General features: G+C 73.4%; 11 protein-coding genes. 5 read left to right on the forward strand and 6 right to left on the reverse strand.

The annotated features are described in order from the left end of the window. Nucleotides 1-2: 2 nt before the first annotated feature. Genes WME79_RS02925 through crtD form a run of 3 tightly spaced genes read right to left on the reverse strand, consistent with a single transcriptional unit; the run spans nt 3 to nt 2,943 of the window. Nucleotides 3-494, reverse strand: a complete 492-nt coding sequence (locus WME79_RS02925; RefSeq protein ID WP_437531566.1) for a beta-carotene hydroxylase — start codon at nt 492-494, stop codon at nt 3-5. Continuing rightward, entirely contained in the window at nt 491-1,375 is an 885-nt protein-coding gene (locus tag WME79_RS02930; RefSeq protein WP_437531568.1) for a carotenoid 1,2-hydratase, read from the reverse strand. Before WME79_RS02930 ends, WME79_RS02925 begins: the two co-directional genes overlap by 4 nt. Beyond that, nucleotides 1,372-2,943, reverse strand: a complete 1,572-nt coding sequence (gene crtD / locus WME79_RS02935; protein ID WP_437531570.1) for a 1-hydroxycarotenoid 3,4-desaturase CrtD — start codon at nt 2,941-2,943, stop codon at nt 1,372-1,374. The genes WME79_RS02930 and crtD overlap by 4 nt, the downstream gene beginning before the upstream one ends. A gap of 98 nt (nt 2,944-3,041) precedes the next feature. On the opposite strand from crtD, the gene WME79_RS02940 reads away from it, so the two are divergent. The 5 genes from WME79_RS02940 to WME79_RS02960 all read left to right on the forward strand — a co-directional run bounded on the left by WME79_RS02940 (nt 3,042) and on the right by WME79_RS02960 (nt 10,451). Beyond that, nucleotides 3,042-3,953, forward strand: coding sequence for a polyprenyl synthetase family protein (locus WME79_RS02940; RefSeq protein ID WP_437531572.1), 912 nt, complete (start codon nt 3,042-3,044; stop codon nt 3,951-3,953). A 372-nt stretch (nt 3,954-4,325) separates the two neighbouring features. Beyond that, entirely contained in the window at nt 4,326-6,092 is a 1,767-nt protein-coding gene (locus WME79_RS02945) for an acyl-CoA dehydrogenase family protein (protein WP_437531574.1), read from the forward strand. A gap of 210 nt (nt 6,093-6,302) precedes the next feature. Continuing rightward, a complete protein-coding gene (locus WME79_RS02950; RefSeq protein WP_437531576.1) occupies nt 6,303-7,391 on the forward strand; it encodes a MaoC family dehydratase in 1,089 nt (362 codons plus the stop codon). Nucleotides 7,392-7,600: 209 nt separating this feature from the next. Continuing rightward, complete coding sequence (locus WME79_RS02955; protein WP_437531578.1) at nt 7,601-9,736, forward strand: ATP-binding protein; 2,136 nt, start codon at nt 7,601-7,603, stop codon at nt 9,734-9,736. 145 nt (nt 9,737-9,881) lie between these two features. Next, on the forward strand, nt 9,882-10,451 hold the full coding sequence (locus WME79_RS02960; RefSeq protein WP_437531580.1) for a hypothetical protein: 570 nt from the start codon (nt 9,882-9,884) through the stop codon (nt 10,449-10,451). A 252-nt stretch (nt 10,452-10,703) separates the two neighbouring features. Here WME79_RS02960 and WME79_RS02965 read toward each other — a convergent pair whose 3' ends face one another. The 3 genes from WME79_RS02965 to WME79_RS02975 form a co-directional block, all read right to left on the reverse strand. Then, nucleotides 10,704-12,161, reverse strand: a complete 1,458-nt coding sequence (locus tag WME79_RS02965) for a cyclic nucleotide-binding domain-containing protein (RefSeq protein ID WP_437531582.1) — start codon at nt 12,159-12,161, stop codon at nt 10,704-10,706. A gap of 272 nt (nt 12,162-12,433) precedes the next feature. Beyond that, nucleotides 12,434-13,498 (reverse strand): retropepsin-like aspartic protease, encoded by a 1,065-nt coding sequence (locus WME79_RS02970; RefSeq protein WP_437531584.1) that lies wholly within the window; start codon nt 13,496-13,498, stop codon nt 12,434-12,436. Nucleotides 13,499-13,501: 3 nt separating this feature from the next. After that, on the reverse strand, nt 13,502-14,575 hold the full coding sequence (locus WME79_RS02975; RefSeq protein WP_437531586.1) for a hypothetical protein: 1,074 nt from the start codon (nt 14,573-14,575) through the stop codon (nt 13,502-13,504). Nucleotides 14,576-14,653: the final 78 nt, after the last annotated feature.

The raw sequence follows: 14,653 nt of genomic DNA on the forward strand, positions 1-14,653 counted from the left end.
CGCTACCGCGCCCGCTGCGCGGAGCGCTCGGCGCGCGCACCCGCGGCGGAGCGCCGCGCGAGGACGAGGGGCCCGAGGAACAGGCCGTACGGCGGGCCGCCGGTGCCGTGGTGGACGCGGTGCGCGTCGCGGACGCGCGCGAGGTACGGGATGCGCGCGAGGCCCGAGACCGGGAGCCGCTGGTGGACGAGGCCGTCGTGGACCAGGACGTAGGCGAGGCCGAAGGCGGTCATGCCGAGGCCGAAGCCGAACGCGGCCTCGCGCAGCGGCCCCGGCGCGCCCTCGCAGCCGTAGATGATGAGCCCGGCGGCGATCGGGGCGTGGAGGAACGCGAGCGCGTCGTTCTTCTCGAAGGCGCCGCGCCGCTTCGTGTGGTGGGAGCGGTGGATGCTCCAGAGCGCGTGGTGCCAGACCCTGCCGTGGAGGAGCGCGGCCCACACCTCCATGGTCGCGAAGGCGGCGAGCGCCGTGGCGATCCAGATCGCGAGCGTCATCGCGCCCTCCGCATGCGGAACGGCAGGAGGAGCTGCACCCAGGGGCTGGTGAAGCGGTCGAGCGAGAGGGCCTCGTGGACGACCGTCGCCGGCTTGCCGCCGAACGTCGCGGCCGCGAGGGAGCGCGCGTAGAACGGCGTGTCCTCGAGGGTGCGGAGGAGCCGCGGCGCGGACCCCGGGTCGGCGGCGATCTCCCGCGCCATGCCCCAGCGCGTGTCGCCGAGCGGCCGCGGGGCGAGCGGCGGGAGCTCGCGCGCGCCGCCCGCCGCGTCGAACGCGGGCGAGAGGAGCATGCGCGTGCCGTCGCGGCGCCGGACGTCGTAGGTAAGGGCGATCCCGTCCGAGCCGACCGCGCGCGACCAGGTCCAGCGCTCGAAGGCGTGGTCGAGCGGCTCCTCGCCGGCGTTCGTGTCGAGGTAGGCGCTGCCCGAGAAGCGCAGCGAGGGGTGCGAGAGCTCGACCTCGGCCCGGGCGATCGGTGCGATGGGCGTCCAGCGGTGGAGCCCCCGCCCGTCCAGGGCGACGCCATGATGCGCGCCGTCGGCCGCGGGCCCGGGCGCGGACGGGCGGACGCGCACGGTCCCCGAGAGCCGGGAGGGCAGCGGCGCCGTGATCTCGTCGAAGGAGACGTGGAGCTCGCCCCCGGACCACTCCATCAGGCTCGGGCCGATGGCGAGCGACCGCGGCGACCTGAAGACCGCGCCCCGCGGCCGCTCGGTCAGCGCCCAGCGATCGGCGCGCGGGCCGTGCAGCGCGACGTTCATCGCGCAGTGCATGAGCGGGTCCGCGGCGCCGCGCGATCGCGCCTTGGCGTAGTACGGCGAGAAGACGCTCCCGAGCATCGCGATGATCGTGATCGCGCTCTGCCCGTCGTCGCTCACCGCGTCCAGGTACCACCAGGCGTAGCCGCCGCTCGGGATCTCGAGGTCGAAGCGAGGTCCTCCATCACGCTCCGCGCCGCGAGCTGGCCGCTCAGCGCCGCCATCGGCACGCCCGCCCCCGGGTGCGCGCTCCCGCCGGCGAAGTACAGGCCCGGGAGCTTCGAGCGCGAGGCCGGGCGCGCGAAGGTCGAGTTCCACCCGTGGGACACCGGCCCGTACAGCGCGCCCCCCGTCGCCGGGAACATCCGCTCGAAGTCCGCCGGCGTCGTCGCCACCGGGGAGAGGCCCGTGCTCCTCAGCGCGAGGCCGAACCGCTGCAGTTGCTGGAACACGCGCTGCTCCCATTCGTGGATCTCCGTGGATGACGGGGTGTGTTTATCACCGGTCGCAGGGGCGTTGACGATGAAGAACAGCCGTTCTCCGCCCCCCTCGGCGCCCGGGCGCGCCCCGGCCTCGCCGGGCTCCGGCGGCGGCTCGTGCCCGCGGTCCTCGGCGCAGACGTAGACCGTGGCGTCGCGCGGGAGCTCGGCGCGGTCGAACAGCGCGCGGAACTCGGCCTCGTAGTCCCCGGAGAAGAAGACGTTGTGCCGGAGGAGGGGGAAGCCGCTCGCCTCGGCCACGAGCGCCCAGGTGACGGCCGAGAGCGACCGCGGCTCGCTCCCCGGCGCCTTGCGGGCGGCGCGCTGGCCGAACAGGCCGACCCGGAGCGCCGCCGGATCGGCGTTCAGCACGATGGCGTCGGCCTCGATGCGCTCGCCGCCGTCGAGCACGACGCCCGTCGCGCGGCCGCGCCCCTCCTCGATGGCGGCGACGTGCGCGCCGCAGCGCAGCGTCGCCCCCGCGCGGGCCGCCGCCGCGGCGAGCGCCTCGGCGACGCGGCCCATCCCGCCCTCGGGGAGCCAGAGGCCCTCCCGCTCCACGTGCGCGATGACGCCCAGCGTCGCAGGCGCGAGGTACGGCGACGAGCCGCAGTAGGTCGCGTAGCGCCCGAACAGCTGGAGGAGGCGCGCGTCCGCGAAGAAGTCGCCGAGCGCGCGGTGGAGGGTGCGGTGCCCGTCGATCTTCATCATCCCGCCGAGGCCCAGGCTTCCCGCCGTGCTCAGGATCGTCTTGAGCGTGGGCCGCTCCGCGCGCAGGAACGGCGCCTCCACCACGTCGAAGATCTCGCGCGCGTACCGGCAGAACCGGCGGTATCCGTCCGCCTCCCGCGCCCCCGCGAGCGCGCCGATCGCGTCCGCGCTGCGCTCGACGTCCGCGAAGAGGTCGAGCGTCGAGCCGCCCGGCCAGGCGTGGCGCGCGAGCGTCTCGGCCCGGCGGAGCGGCACGTGGTCCCCGAAGCGGAGCCCGAGCGAGGCGAAGATCTCGTCGAAGACCCACCGCATCGTGAGCGCCGTTGGGCCGGCGCCGACGCGGCGGTCCCCGAGGACCACCTCGCGTATCTTTCCGCCGACGCGCGGCGCCCGCTCGAGTAGCACCACGTCGAGCCCGCTCGAAGCAAGGAGCGCGGCCGAGGTCAGACCGCCGATACCCCCGCCGATCACCACGACGCGATCGCTCCTTTCCGCCATGGCCGGAGTGTACGCGTCGGAGGTGGTTTGTCTATACTTTGTTTAACTAATGTTCAAACTATTGACAAGCCCCTGAGGCTCGCCAAGACTCGCGCCCCATGGATTTCGATCGCCGGATCGAGCGCGTCCTCCTCGCCGCCATCGAGCCGCTCTCCTCGCCCGCGTCGCCGCCCGGGCTCCTGGCCGCGACGCAGCACGCCCTCTTCCCTGGAGGCGCCCGCATCCGGCCGCGGCTCTGCCTGGCCGTCGCTTCGGCGTACGGCGATCCCGCGCCGGAGGCCGCCGACGCCGCGGCGGCGGCGGTGGAGCTCATCCACTGCGCGTCGCTCGTCCACGACGACCTCCCCTGCTTCGACGACGCGCCGATCCGGCGCGGCCGGCCGTCGGTCCACCGCGCCTTCGGCGAGCCGATCGCGGTGCTCGCCGGTGATCAGCTGATCGTGCTCGCCTTCGAGGCGCTCGCGCGCGGCGCCTTTCACGCGATGGCGAGCGGCGTGACCGACGCGCGCAGGGCGGTCCGGTTCTTCGAGGTGCTCGCGGGCGGCGTCGGGATGCCGCAGGGGATCATCGCCGGGCAGGCGTGGGAGTCGGAGGCGAAGGTCCCGATATCGGCCTACCGGCGCGCGAAGACAGGCGCGCTCTTCGAGGCGGCGGCGACCCTCGGCGCGCTCTCCGCAGGCCAGGACGGGGCCGCCTGGGGCGACCTCGGGCAGCGCATCGGCGAGGCGTACCAGGTCGCGGACGACGTGCTCGACCTGGTCGGGAAGCCGGAGGACATGGGCAAGCCGGCGGGGCGCGACGGGGCGCTCGGGCGCCCGAACACGGCGCTGGAGCTCGGGCTCTCCGGCACGACCCGGCTGCTGCAGCGGCTCATCCAGGATGCGGTCGAGGCGGTGCCGCAGTGCCCGCGGGCCGACGACGTGCGGTCGTGGGCGGTCGAGCTGGGGGACAGGCTCCTGCGCGTCTGCAGGGGGCCGGCGGCGGCGCTCCCGACCGTGAGCTCCATGTAACGGCTCGGGCGGCCTGACGTATGTCCGAGAGGGGCGGTCGTCGGGGGGACTCGGGACGTCTGAGACTGATGACCTGGAGTGGAGCTGGGGTGTTTGCGCGTCGCGGGACGGAACGGTTGATGCCGACGTGGACTGACGTGAAGCCCGAGTGAAGCCGACGTGAGGCAAATTCAGGGACGGCCTTAATGCGCTGTCGCCTCGTGATAGTGAGGCTGCGCCCAGGCTCGACGAACGCGGTTTGGGGTGGCATCCTCGGCGGGCCTTTCCGCGTCTGCCGCGGGGAGCGTGGCTGTGGAGCGGTGGTGAGGCGCTGTGTCCTGCGTCCGGTGAAGCGAGGCGTGGGTCATAGTCTGCGAGCGGGGGGATTGGGGGATGAGGGCGATTCGGGAGCAACACGCCACGATCGTTTCTCGCAAGCTTGAGGCCGACAGTCCCGGGGGGATGCGCGAGGCGATCACCTCCGCCGAGCAGCTCGCGCGCGTCGCGCGCGGGCGCCTCCGCGACCGGGTGGTGGACGTCGGGAGCGCCGTGGGCACCGCCCTCCGGGGTGCGCCGCGGAGCGCGAGCTTCATCCGGGCGGGCGCCGCCGTGCCGCTGCACGTGTCGCGGATGCTGCTCGATCGACACCAGGTCGCCGCCCACGCGCTCGCCCACCTCTACGCGGAGATCGAGGCATGCCGCTCGCTCGCGAGCTGGGCCTGCGAGGCGGGCGGGGAGGCGAGGGCCGTCGCCGAGGCGCACGCAGGGGCGCTGCTCCTGTCGCTGCGCGGCGGCGTCGATCTGGGCGGCGGGGAGATCGCGCCGCTCGGCGAGCTCGAGCTCCGCGACGACGAGGTCGCCAAGGCGATCGGCCACCCGGCGGTCGCGGCGTGGGCGCGCGACGCGGGCTCCAGCGTCGCCGTCGCCTCGATCGCGCGCGCGGCCGCCGAGCAGGGCATCCCCGCCAGCGCTGGCGCGGAGGACGAGCGCATCGGCTGGATCCGGCACAACATGCGCGACTTCGTCGAGCGCCTCGTCGAGCCGCTCGCCCCCGAGATCCACCGCCGCAACGGGCTCATCCCCGAGTCGATCGTCCGCCGCATGGGGCAGTTCGGGGTGTTCCGCCTCGCCACCGCGCCCGAGCACGGGGGCGACGGACTCGGTGTGGCCGCCATGGCGACCGCCATCGAGGAGCTCGCGCGCGGCTCGCTCGGCTTCGGCGTGCTCACCATGACGGCCTCCATCGCGTCGGACCTCCTCGCCCGATCCGGCACGGACCTGCAGCGCCGGACCTGGCTTTCGCGCATCGCGAACGGCGAGGCGCGCTGCGCCCTCGCGTTCGCGGAGCCGGCGTACGGCTCGGACCTCGCGCGCGTCGTCACGCGCGCCGAGCGCCAGGCCGACGGCAGCTATCTCCTCATCGGAAAGAAGGCGTGGGTCACCGGCGCGTCCCGCGCCGACCTGGTGCTCACCCTCGCGAGGACCACGACGCCAGGAGGACAGGGGCAGCTGCCGCTCGGGCCGAGCCTCTTCGTCATCGCGAAGCGGCGCGGCGCGCCGGGCGCCGACTTCCCGGACGCCGGGATCGCCGGGACCGAGCTGCGGGCGCTCGGGCAGCGCGGCATGGGGCACTACGAGCTCCGGATCGAGGGGCTCCAGATCGGCCGCGAGGCCCTGCTCGGCGAGCGCGAGGGCGAGGGGATCGCCCAGATCCAGCGGGCGCTCGTGACCGGTCGCACCTACGCGGCCGCGTGCGGCGTGGGCGTGGCGCAGGCCGCGCTGGAGCTCGCGCTCGAGCGGGCGAAGACGCGGGTGCAGTTCGGGTCGCAGCTCATCTCCTTCCCGCGCGTGGCGCACCGGCTCGGAGGGCTCATCGCGCGCGTCGCCGCCGCGCGGCAGCTCACGCGCGCCGCGGCGCAGGTGGCGGACACGGGGCAGCCGTGTGAGCTCACGTCGGCGATGGCGAAGCTCTACTCCAGCCGCGTGGCCTGGGACGCCGCCGACGCCTGCATGCAGATCCACGGGGCGAGCGGTTATGCGGAGAGCTCGACCGCGGCGAGGCTCCTGCTCGACGCCCGCAGCCTCTTCTTCCAGCTGGGCCCGCACGAGGTGCTCGCGCAGGGCATCGCGCGCGCCTTGCTCGAAGGGCCGCTGCCCTGAGGCGCGCTCCGCCGCGGCGCGCTGCAGCGCGGAGGCGCGAGCGAGCGGACGGCCGAGCGCGTGCACCAGCGAGCAAGCGCGTGCGCAGAGGCGCGGCGTGGCGCGGTGTGGCGCGGTGTGGCGCGGTGTACATGGCGCGGAGGTGCGGCGCAGGCGCGGCGCGCGCGCCGTCGTCAGCCGAGCGCGCCTGTGCCATGATCGCGCGGACCGATGGTCCGCGTCCGCTCTCCTCGCTACGGCCGCAAGCTCGACGATTTCACGGTCGGCGCGGTGTATGCCCACCCCTGGGACGTCACCGTGGACGAGGGGATGCTCGCGCTCTTCGCCGCCTCGTTCCAGGACGCGATCCCGACGTACGCAAGCCGCGTCGCGGCCCGGTCGGTGGGGCTCAGGGACAGGCCGGTGAGCCCGCTCTTGCTCCTCAACCTGGGGATCTCCTTCAGCGTGCACGACGTGAGCGAGCAGGCGATCGCGCACCTCGCCTACACCGACGTCCGGTTCCCGGCGGCCTGCTATCCGGGGGACACGCTGCGCGCGAGCTCGCTGGTCATCGGCAAGAAGCCGGTCTCGACGGGGGACAAGGGCGTCGTGCACGTCAGGACCCAGGTGGTGAACCAGGACGGGCTGCTCGTCTGCTCGTTCGAGCGCAAGGCGCTCGTGCCCCCTGGCCGCGTCGCGGAGCGCCCCGAGGACGCGCCGCACGCGGTCGCGCAGCCAGACGCGCAGCCGGCGCGCCTCCCGAAGGAGCTCGACGCTCCGCTGCCGCCGCCGGCGCGCCAGGGCGGCTTCGCCTGCGCGTGGGATGACTTCGAGGTCGGCGACGTGATCACCCACGAGGTCGGCAGGACCATCGGGGACAGCGAGCACATGCAGCTCGCGACCCTCCTGCGCAACTCGCACCCGCTGCACGTGGACGAGCAGTACTCCAGGTCGAGCTCCTTCGCGAAGACGCGGGTCGTCCACGGGGGGCTCGTGCTGTCCTGGGTGCTCGCGCTCTCGAGCCGGGACACGGCCGGGTGCGGCGTCTGGGACCTCGGCCTCGACGAGGGGGCGCACCCGAGCGGCGTGCTCGCGGGCGACACGCTGTTCGCCGCGTCGAAGGTGATCGCCAGGGAAGAGGCCAAGAGCGGCGCCGGGAGCGTCACCTTCCGGATCGTCGGCGTGAAGAACACGCCGCCGCGCGCCCTGATCGAGCAGGGCGCTGACCTGTTCACACCCGAGCTCGGCAAGGCCGAGGGCAGGGTGAAGGAAAAGGTCGTGGAGATCACGCGAACGCTGCTCCTGCGCCGGCGGAGCTAGCTCTGTGCGTCAGCAATCACTGGCGGGATTGCTGACGCACAGAATCAGGCGGCGCACGCCGGCGCACGCCGGGGTTCGCGGCGGAGCCCTGATGAAACCAGGCGCGCCCGCGGCGGGGGCCGCAGAATGAGGAGTCCCCGGCGGGCCGCCTGCGGCATACAATGGGCGGCCATGAGCACCGCTCTGCCCCAGCGAGGAACGGGACGGCCATGAGCGCAGCTGGGAGCCGTGAGCTGGACGCGCTCCGCGCGCGCGTCGCCGAGCTGGAGCGGGAGCTGGCCCTCGCCCGCGCGCCAGGTCGGAGCGCCGCCGCGCGAGGCCCGGACGCGCCGGCCAGAGACCCGGGCAGCGCGAGGGGCTCCGCCCTCGTCGAGGAAGCGCGGCGGCAGCTCGACGAGGGCGAGCAGGCGGCGCAGATGGGCAACTGGCTCTGGGAGCTCGGGCAGAGCAGCAGCACCTGGTCGCGGCAGCTCTTCCGGATCCTGGGCCGCGATCCCGAGACGGATACGCCCTCGACGGAGACCTTCCTCGAGGCCGTCCACCCCGACGACCGGGAGCGGCTGCAAACCGGCCTGCAGCTGGCGAACGAGACCGGAGAGGGGTCCGGCGCGATCGCGTTCCGCGTGCGCCACCGGGATGGAACGGTGCGGGAGTGCCTGCTGAGCAGCCTGCCCGTCGTCGAGGAGGCGGGGCCGCCGTCCCGCTTCTTCGGCGCGGTCGTCGACCTCACCGATCGCCGCCGCGCCGAGCAGGAGCTCCGCCGCAGCGAGCGCATGCTGAAGGAGGCGCAGCGCATCGCCCACGTGGGCAGCTGGTCCTACGACATCGCGTCGCGGACGATCTGCTGGTCCGAGGAGCTCTACCATATCCTCGGCGTCGATCTCTCGGTGCGCCCGACGTTCGAGCTCTTCGCTGGCCTCATCCACCCCGAGGATCGCCACCGGGTCTTCGGGGGCGCGGAGACCGCGTCGCCACTCGGCATCGCGAGCCCCGTCGAGTGCCGCGTCGTGCGCCCGTCCAGCGGGGAGCTGCGCCACGTGCAGATGGCGGCGCAACTGCTCACGGACGACGCCGGGACGATCACCGGGCTGGTCGGCACGAGCCTCGACATCACCGAGCGCCGGCGCCTCGAGGAGCAGCTCCTTCACAGCCAGAAGCTCGAGGCGATCGGGCGCCTCGCCGGCGGGGTCGCGCACGACTTCAACAACATGCTCACCGCGATCTTCGGGCACAGGGAGCTCGCGGTGCGCAAGGTGCCGGTGGCGTCGCCCGTCGCCGAGCACCTCACGCAGATCGGCACCGCCGCGGAGCGGGCCGCGGCGCTCACGCGGCAGCTGCTCGCCTTCGCGCGCAAGCAGCTGATCCAGCCGAGCGTGGTCGACCCGAACGCGCTGATCTTCGGGGTCGAGCCGCTCCTCCGCCCGCTCGTCGGCGAGGACGTGGAGCTCGTCGTGCTGCCGGGGAGCCAGATCTGGCCCATCCACATCGATCGGGGGCAGTTCGAGCAGCTGCTCATGAACCTGGCCGTGAACGCGCGCGACGCGATGCCCGGCGGGGGCCGCCTGGTGATCGAGACCGTGAACAGGGCGCTCGGCGCGGGCGACGGAGAGTGGAGGCCAGAGATCGAGCCCGGAGACTACGTGGAGCTCACGGTCACGGACACCGGGCAGGGCATCGACGACGCCGTCCAGAGGTACGTGTTCGAGCCGTTCTTCACGACGAAGGAGCCGGGCAAGGGGTCGGGCCTCGGGCTCGCGACGTGCCACGGCATCGTGAAGCAGCACGGCGGCCACATCTGGTTCGCCAGCGCCCCCGGCCAGGGCACGCGCTTCACGATCTGCTTCCCGCGCGTGCGCGGCGTGCCCTGCGAGCAGCCTGTGAGGGCGACCGCGGCGGCCGTCGGGGGCGTGGAGACCGTGCTCGTCGTGGAGGACGAGGCGCAGGTGCGCGAGCTCTGCGTCGCCGCGCTGCGCGCCTTCGGCTACTCGGTCCTCGCGGCGCGGAGCGGGAAGGAGGCGATCGCGCTCGCGGCCGCCTATCCAGGCCCCATCCACCTGCTCGTGAGCGATGTGGTCCTGCCGGACGCGCGCGGCCCCGCGCTCTCGGCGACGCTCGCCCGCGCGCGCGCCCCGCTGCCCGTGCTCTACGCCTCGGGCTACACGGAGGACGCCCTCCTCCAGGGCGATCTGCTCGACGGGGTCGCCCACTTCCTGGCCAAGCCGTACACGCCGACGCAGCTCGCGAAGGCGGTGCGCGCTGTGCTCGACGCGTCCGCGCAGGCGCGACGGGCGAAGGGCTCCGGCGGCGCCCCGCCGCCGGCTCCGACCGCCGAGCGGCTCCAGTGAGCGCGCTCGTGCGTCGCGGGGGGCGGGCTCGCAGCGCCTTTGCGCGCGATCGTCGGCATGTGCGTGCGCGTGCGCGGCGGTCCGCAGCGCGCCACGCTGGCCCCCACCGCCCGGGTGCATCTATCCTGGACGGGCGGCTTTGGCGATGAAGATCCGGGGGTCGGCGCTCATGCACACGAGGACCTACCTGCAGACGCGGTGGGGGAGCCAGGCCATGTCCGCCCTCGACGCCAAGCTGCCTGCAGCCGCGCGGGCGGTCTTCGCGGCGCCCGATCTCGCGGCGCACAGCTGGTATCCCATCTCGGTCTGGAACGCGATCGCGGACGAGATCTCGCGGTGGCCCAACCGGTCCGGTGTCATCCGCGATCTCGCGGCCTACGTGGCCGAGCAGGACCTGACGCTCGCGCACAAGGTGCTGCTCAAGCTCGGCACGCCCGCGCTCGTCATGCGGCAGGCCGGCGTGATGTGGGGCATGTACTTCAACGGCGGCCGGCTCGCCCCCCTCGCCGAGGGAGAGCGGTTCTTCCGGCTGATACTTTACCTGGGAGTCGACCCGCAGTCCGACCCGGGGCGCCAGACCTGCAGAGACGCGGTGCCGGCGTGGCAGGAGAACGCGCTCCGGCTCTCGGGCGCGCGAGGCGGGCAGAGCCTCCACACGAAGTGCCGTTTCGAGGGACACCCCACGTGCGAGTACGAAGTGCGCTGGCTTCGCTGAGCGGCGGTCACCCGCGGCGGATACGGACCCATCTCGACGTTTTCGGTGCTCAGCGTACAAGAGTACGCTTCCGCGCCGAAAACGCCGATCTGGGCCCGTCTCCTGTGCGGGTGACCGCCGCTCTCAAGCGGGCGGATACGGACCCATCTCGACGTTTTCGGTGCTCAGCGCACAAGAGTACGCTTCCGCGCCGAAAACGCCGATCTGGGCCCGTCTCCTGTGCGGGTGACCGCCGCTCTGAAGCGGGGCGTCTCACCACTTGGTGCAGAAGGCGAACAGGTTCACCTGCGCCTCTTCCGCGATCACCTCGACGGGGGTGCTCCCGAACTTCGACCGGGCGAACAGCGTCTTGAGATCGTCGGAGCTGCGGTGGATCAGCTCCCATTCGAGGACGTGGTCCATGAACGCCTTGCTCGGGTTGTTCACCCCGAAATTGCCCACGACCGCGACGCCCCCGGGCAGGAGCTTGTCGTGCATGCAATTGAGGAGGGCCACGACCAGGTCGTCGCGGAGGTAGTCCGTGAGCCCGATGCTGTAGATCATGTGCTGGGGCTTGAGGACCGTCCTGCCGCGGCCGTGGGCCAGCCGCACCACGTTGTCCTGCGCGAAGCTGAAGCGGTCCATGACGCCGAGCTGGTCAGCGATGCCGGCCGCGTAGGCGAGGGCCTGGTTGTCGATATCGATGCACGTCGCCTTGATGTCGGGCGGCTCGCCCCCTTCAGCGTAGAGGTCGAACAGCTCCCGGGCGGGGCCGCTCGCGAGGCTTGTGATGTGGACCGGGCCGGACGCGTGCGCGCTGCAGGCGTCCCGGATCGCGCGGCTCAGCACGCCTCTCCGGTTCTTGACGGCGCGGCAGGCGTCGATGGCGAGCCCCCACTGATCGATGAAGCGGCCGAGGCGGCCGTCGCCCGCGGGCTCGTCGTTGTACATCATCTCGATGGTGTAGAAGTCGCCCGCGTAGCCGCGCGGCTTCGTGTAGCACCGGTCGACGGTGCGGCTCAGCATGAAGAGCGAGAAGGTCTCGCGGAAGACATAGGCGCCGATGCCCTTCTCGAGGTGGCGCTCGCGCTCGATGTGCTCGCGCAGCGCGGACACGATGGTCTGGCACGCGGCGCTCACCTTCTCCTGGATCTCCGCCTCGGGCTGCTTGGCCTCCTTCACCATCCTGTCGGCGATCATCATCTCGAACTTGAACTGTTCGACCGTGTCGATGAGCTTCGGAGGGATGTTGTTGGTGCCGGCCTGGCCCGTCCTCGCCGCGTGAAAGCGGTTGACCTGCGGCACGTCCTCGACGAGGAGCGGCGGGAGCATCGCGGTGTTCTCGCGGAGGCGCTGGGCGAGCATGATCGCGAGCGACTGGTAGAAGCGCGCCGCGAGGCCGGGGACGGAGGCGAGGAGCGAGTGCACATACGGGCCCTCGATGACGTCGAGCGTGCACTCCTCGCGGGCGACGACGGAGGCGCTCGCGGCCGCGCTCTCGAGGAACGACATCTCGCCGAAGATGGCGCCGGGGCCGAGCTGGCGGAGGGCCACGCCGCGCCCGAGGTGGGCGACCTCGACCCCGACCAGGCCGCTGCGCACGATGAAGATGCCCTGCCTTCGTGAGCCCTCTTCGAGGATCTGTTCGCCCGGTCGGTAGGTGACGCAGCTCGACTTCTCCAGCAGCAGCCGCTCGTCGTCCTGGGTCAAGAACTCGAAACCTGTCGTCATGATGCCTCCCGACCGCCGCGGGCGCCCCGGCCTCGCGGAGGAACGGATCTCTCCCCCTGCCGCGGCGACAGAGGCGTCCACGCGTGCGCCCCTTCTACCACGACGCATCGCGCCTCCGCTGAGGCATGGCGGTCCGCTCGCTGGCTCGGCGCCGATCGCGCCGCGGTTGCCGCGGGGTGCCTCGTTGACCGCGCGCCGCGGTTGCCGCAGCGCGCCTCGTCGATCACGCGCCGCGCTCGCGCCGAACGCACGTCGCGCGGTCCTTCACCGGATCATCGCGGGGCGCAGGCCGCGACGCCGCCGTCCTCGGCGAGCACCAGCACACAGGTGCGGAGCACATCCATGCCGGCAAATCCGTCCGACGGACAGGTCGCCCGCTGCTCGCCGGGCAGAAGATCGATATCCGCGGCGGCGTCGAACCCCGCCATCCGGAGGCGAGCGCCCGAAAGGACGGGAACGGTGTGCCTGCCTGAGGCGGCGTAGGCGCTCCTGCCGCCGGTCGCCCGGCGCGACAGCCGCTTTCCCGCGGGGGAGACGGCGAAGAGCGAGCTCTGCGACGCCCCCGAGTCGATCTTCAGCGTGACGTCGATCCCCTCGACGCTCGCCCTGGCGGTGAGCTCGCTGCCCTGGTTCGGGCCGCCGCAGCGGGCGAGCTCCACGATGGCGGCCTCGCCGAACCGCGCCCGGAGCGCGCGTGCGGCCTCGTCGCGCGGAGCTTCGGTCATCCGGCCCTCGCGCAGGTCGAGCACGACGGCGCGGCCCGGCCCCGCCAGCTCCTGAGGCGCGACGATGCCGCCGATGCCGATGCGCTGCAGGACGTCGGGCATGTGGATGACGAGCAGCGCGGAGACCTCGACCCGGCCCCACCCGGAGAGCGCGAGGCTCGCGTTCTCAAGGCGGGACACCGCGAGGGGCCTGCCCGCGTGGTCGACGGCGACGTCGCCTGCGGTCGAGAGGGGCAGCGCGAGCTCGTCGGCGAGCCAGCGGGCGAGGACGTGGTGGGAGGCGCCGGTGTCGACGATCAGCACGGCCGGCTGCCCCGCCACGACGGCGTCGATGAGCGGCGAGGGGAACGCGCGATCGTTGAGGTGGTACTGGAGGCTGGCCCGGCGCTCGGGGCCCGCCGCCGGCGCCGCCGGGCCCGCGCCCGCCGCCGTGGGGCCCGCGGGCGAGGACGGGTCGCCAGCGCCGGCGCCGGTCGACGCAGCGCTGCGCGGCGAGGCCGGCGCGGCGCGGACCGCGGCGGGCTCGGCGCAGCCGGCCACCGCGAGCGCGCCGGCCGCGGCGGCGGCCGAGAGCGCGGCGAGGAGCTGCCTGCGAGCGCGCGGCAGGAGCATCCGCTACTCGACGCAGCAGAGCGTCGACTGCCCCGTGGGATCCAGCGAGCCGCTGAGGTTCGTGCGCGCGGTGCAGGTGGAGCTGGTCGGCGTGCCGACGAGGTGAGCCGGGGGCGAGTAGGCGTACCCGCAGTACCGCCCGCCCTGCGAGATCTGGGCGTGATCGAAGCAGGAGTAGTCGTTGCCGAGCTCGACGCGCACGTAGTTGCAGTCGCCGCCGCTCGCGGTGCACGAGCACGACGAGCACGTCCGGGTGTCGTTGTACCCCCGGAACCAGTCGCTCTCGCGCCGCGCATAGCCGCTGCAGGTGGCGCTGCCGGACACGAGCGCGCATTGCGTCGCCGGCGAGGCCTGCCTCGGGACGCAGGCCTCGCCGGCGCCGCAGCCCACGCCGGGGGTCGCGTGGCAGAACTTCCTGGACTCGGTCCACGTCGCCGGCGCGGGGATCGCCGTGCCGGTCGCGGTGCAGCTCTGGATCACGTCGAAGAGGCCCGCGCGCACGCCGCCCCAGTCGACGAACCCGTTGTTGATCGGCTTCGCGTCGCACGTGAACCCGACCCGCTTCGCGAGCGTGCCGCGCGTCCCGCCCTCGTCGGCCTCGCACTGCGACTCGTCGGCGTAGAGGTAGAGATCCGCCGCGCAGTCGGTGGGGTTCGGCGTGCAGCCGCAGCCCTCGCAGCCGCTGCCGGAGAGGCCGCGGAAGAGGAGCGTCTCCTTCGCGGTGAACCCGCCAGGGCACGGCTCGGTCGCGTCCACAACGACGCCAAGCTCGAAGTTCGTGGGTGCCGTCAGGCAGACCGCGCCCTCCGCGCAGTCCGAGTCCGCGCAGTCGACGGCGTCGTCGCAGTCGTCGTCGCCGCCATTGAAGCAATCCTCGACCTGCGTGCAGCCGGTCGCCGCGCTCGTGCCGGCGCTCGCGCTCGTGCCGGCGCTCGCGCTGGAATGTTCGGTCGTCCCGGCGCCATCACCGCCGCCCGACCCGCCCGACCCGCCCGCGCCCGCGAAGTTGCGCTCCTGGACGCCGCAGGCCGAGAGGCCGACGAGCGCTGCTATCGCAGGCCCGCGAAAGTTCGTCATGCCGCCAGGATAGCCGCCCTTGCTGGCGAGGTGCAGCGTCAACTCCCGGAGGCGCGGCGCTCACCGCGCGGGGGCGTG

Source organism: Sorangium sp. So ce726 (assembly GCF_051521405.1).
GTDB lineage: Bacteria > Myxococcota_A > Polyangia > Polyangiales > Polyangiaceae > Sorangium.

What these genes read in the sequence shown, in the direction of transcription:
- WME79_RS02975 (WP_437531586.1), bottom strand. Translation starts at nt 14,575, where the DNA reads ATGACGAACTTTCGCGGGCCTGCGATAGCAGCGCTCGTCGGCCTCTCG.
- WME79_RS02970 (WP_437531584.1), bottom strand. Translation starts at nt 13,498, where the DNA reads ATGCTCCTGCCGCGCGCTCGCAGGCAGCTCCTCGCCGCGCTCTCGGCC.
- crtD (WP_437531570.1), bottom strand. Translation starts at nt 2,943, where the DNA reads ATGGCGGAAAGGAGCGATCGCGTCGTGGTGATCGGCGGGGGTATCGGC.
- WME79_RS02960 (WP_437531580.1), top strand. Translation starts at nt 9,882, where the DNA reads ATGAAGATCCGGGGGTCGGCGCTCATGCACACGAGGACCTACCTGCAG.
- WME79_RS02950 (WP_437531576.1), top strand. Translation starts at nt 6,303, where the DNA reads ATGGTCCGCGTCCGCTCTCCTCGCTACGGCCGCAAGCTCGACGATTTC.
- WME79_RS02955 (WP_437531578.1), top strand. Translation starts at nt 7,601, where the DNA reads ATGAGCGCAGCTGGGAGCCGTGAGCTGGACGCGCTCCGCGCGCGCGTC.
- WME79_RS02945 (WP_437531574.1), top strand. Translation starts at nt 4,326, where the DNA reads ATGAGGGCGATTCGGGAGCAACACGCCACGATCGTTTCTCGCAAGCTT.
- WME79_RS02940 (WP_437531572.1), top strand. Translation starts at nt 3,042, where the DNA reads ATGGATTTCGATCGCCGGATCGAGCGCGTCCTCCTCGCCGCCATCGAG.
- WME79_RS02925 (WP_437531566.1), bottom strand. Translation starts at nt 494, where the DNA reads ATGACGCTCGCGATCTGGATCGCCACGGCGCTCGCCGCCTTCGCGACC.
- WME79_RS02965 (WP_437531582.1), bottom strand. Translation starts at nt 12,161, where the DNA reads ATGACGACAGGTTTCGAGTTCTTGACCCAGGACGACGAGCGGCTGCTG.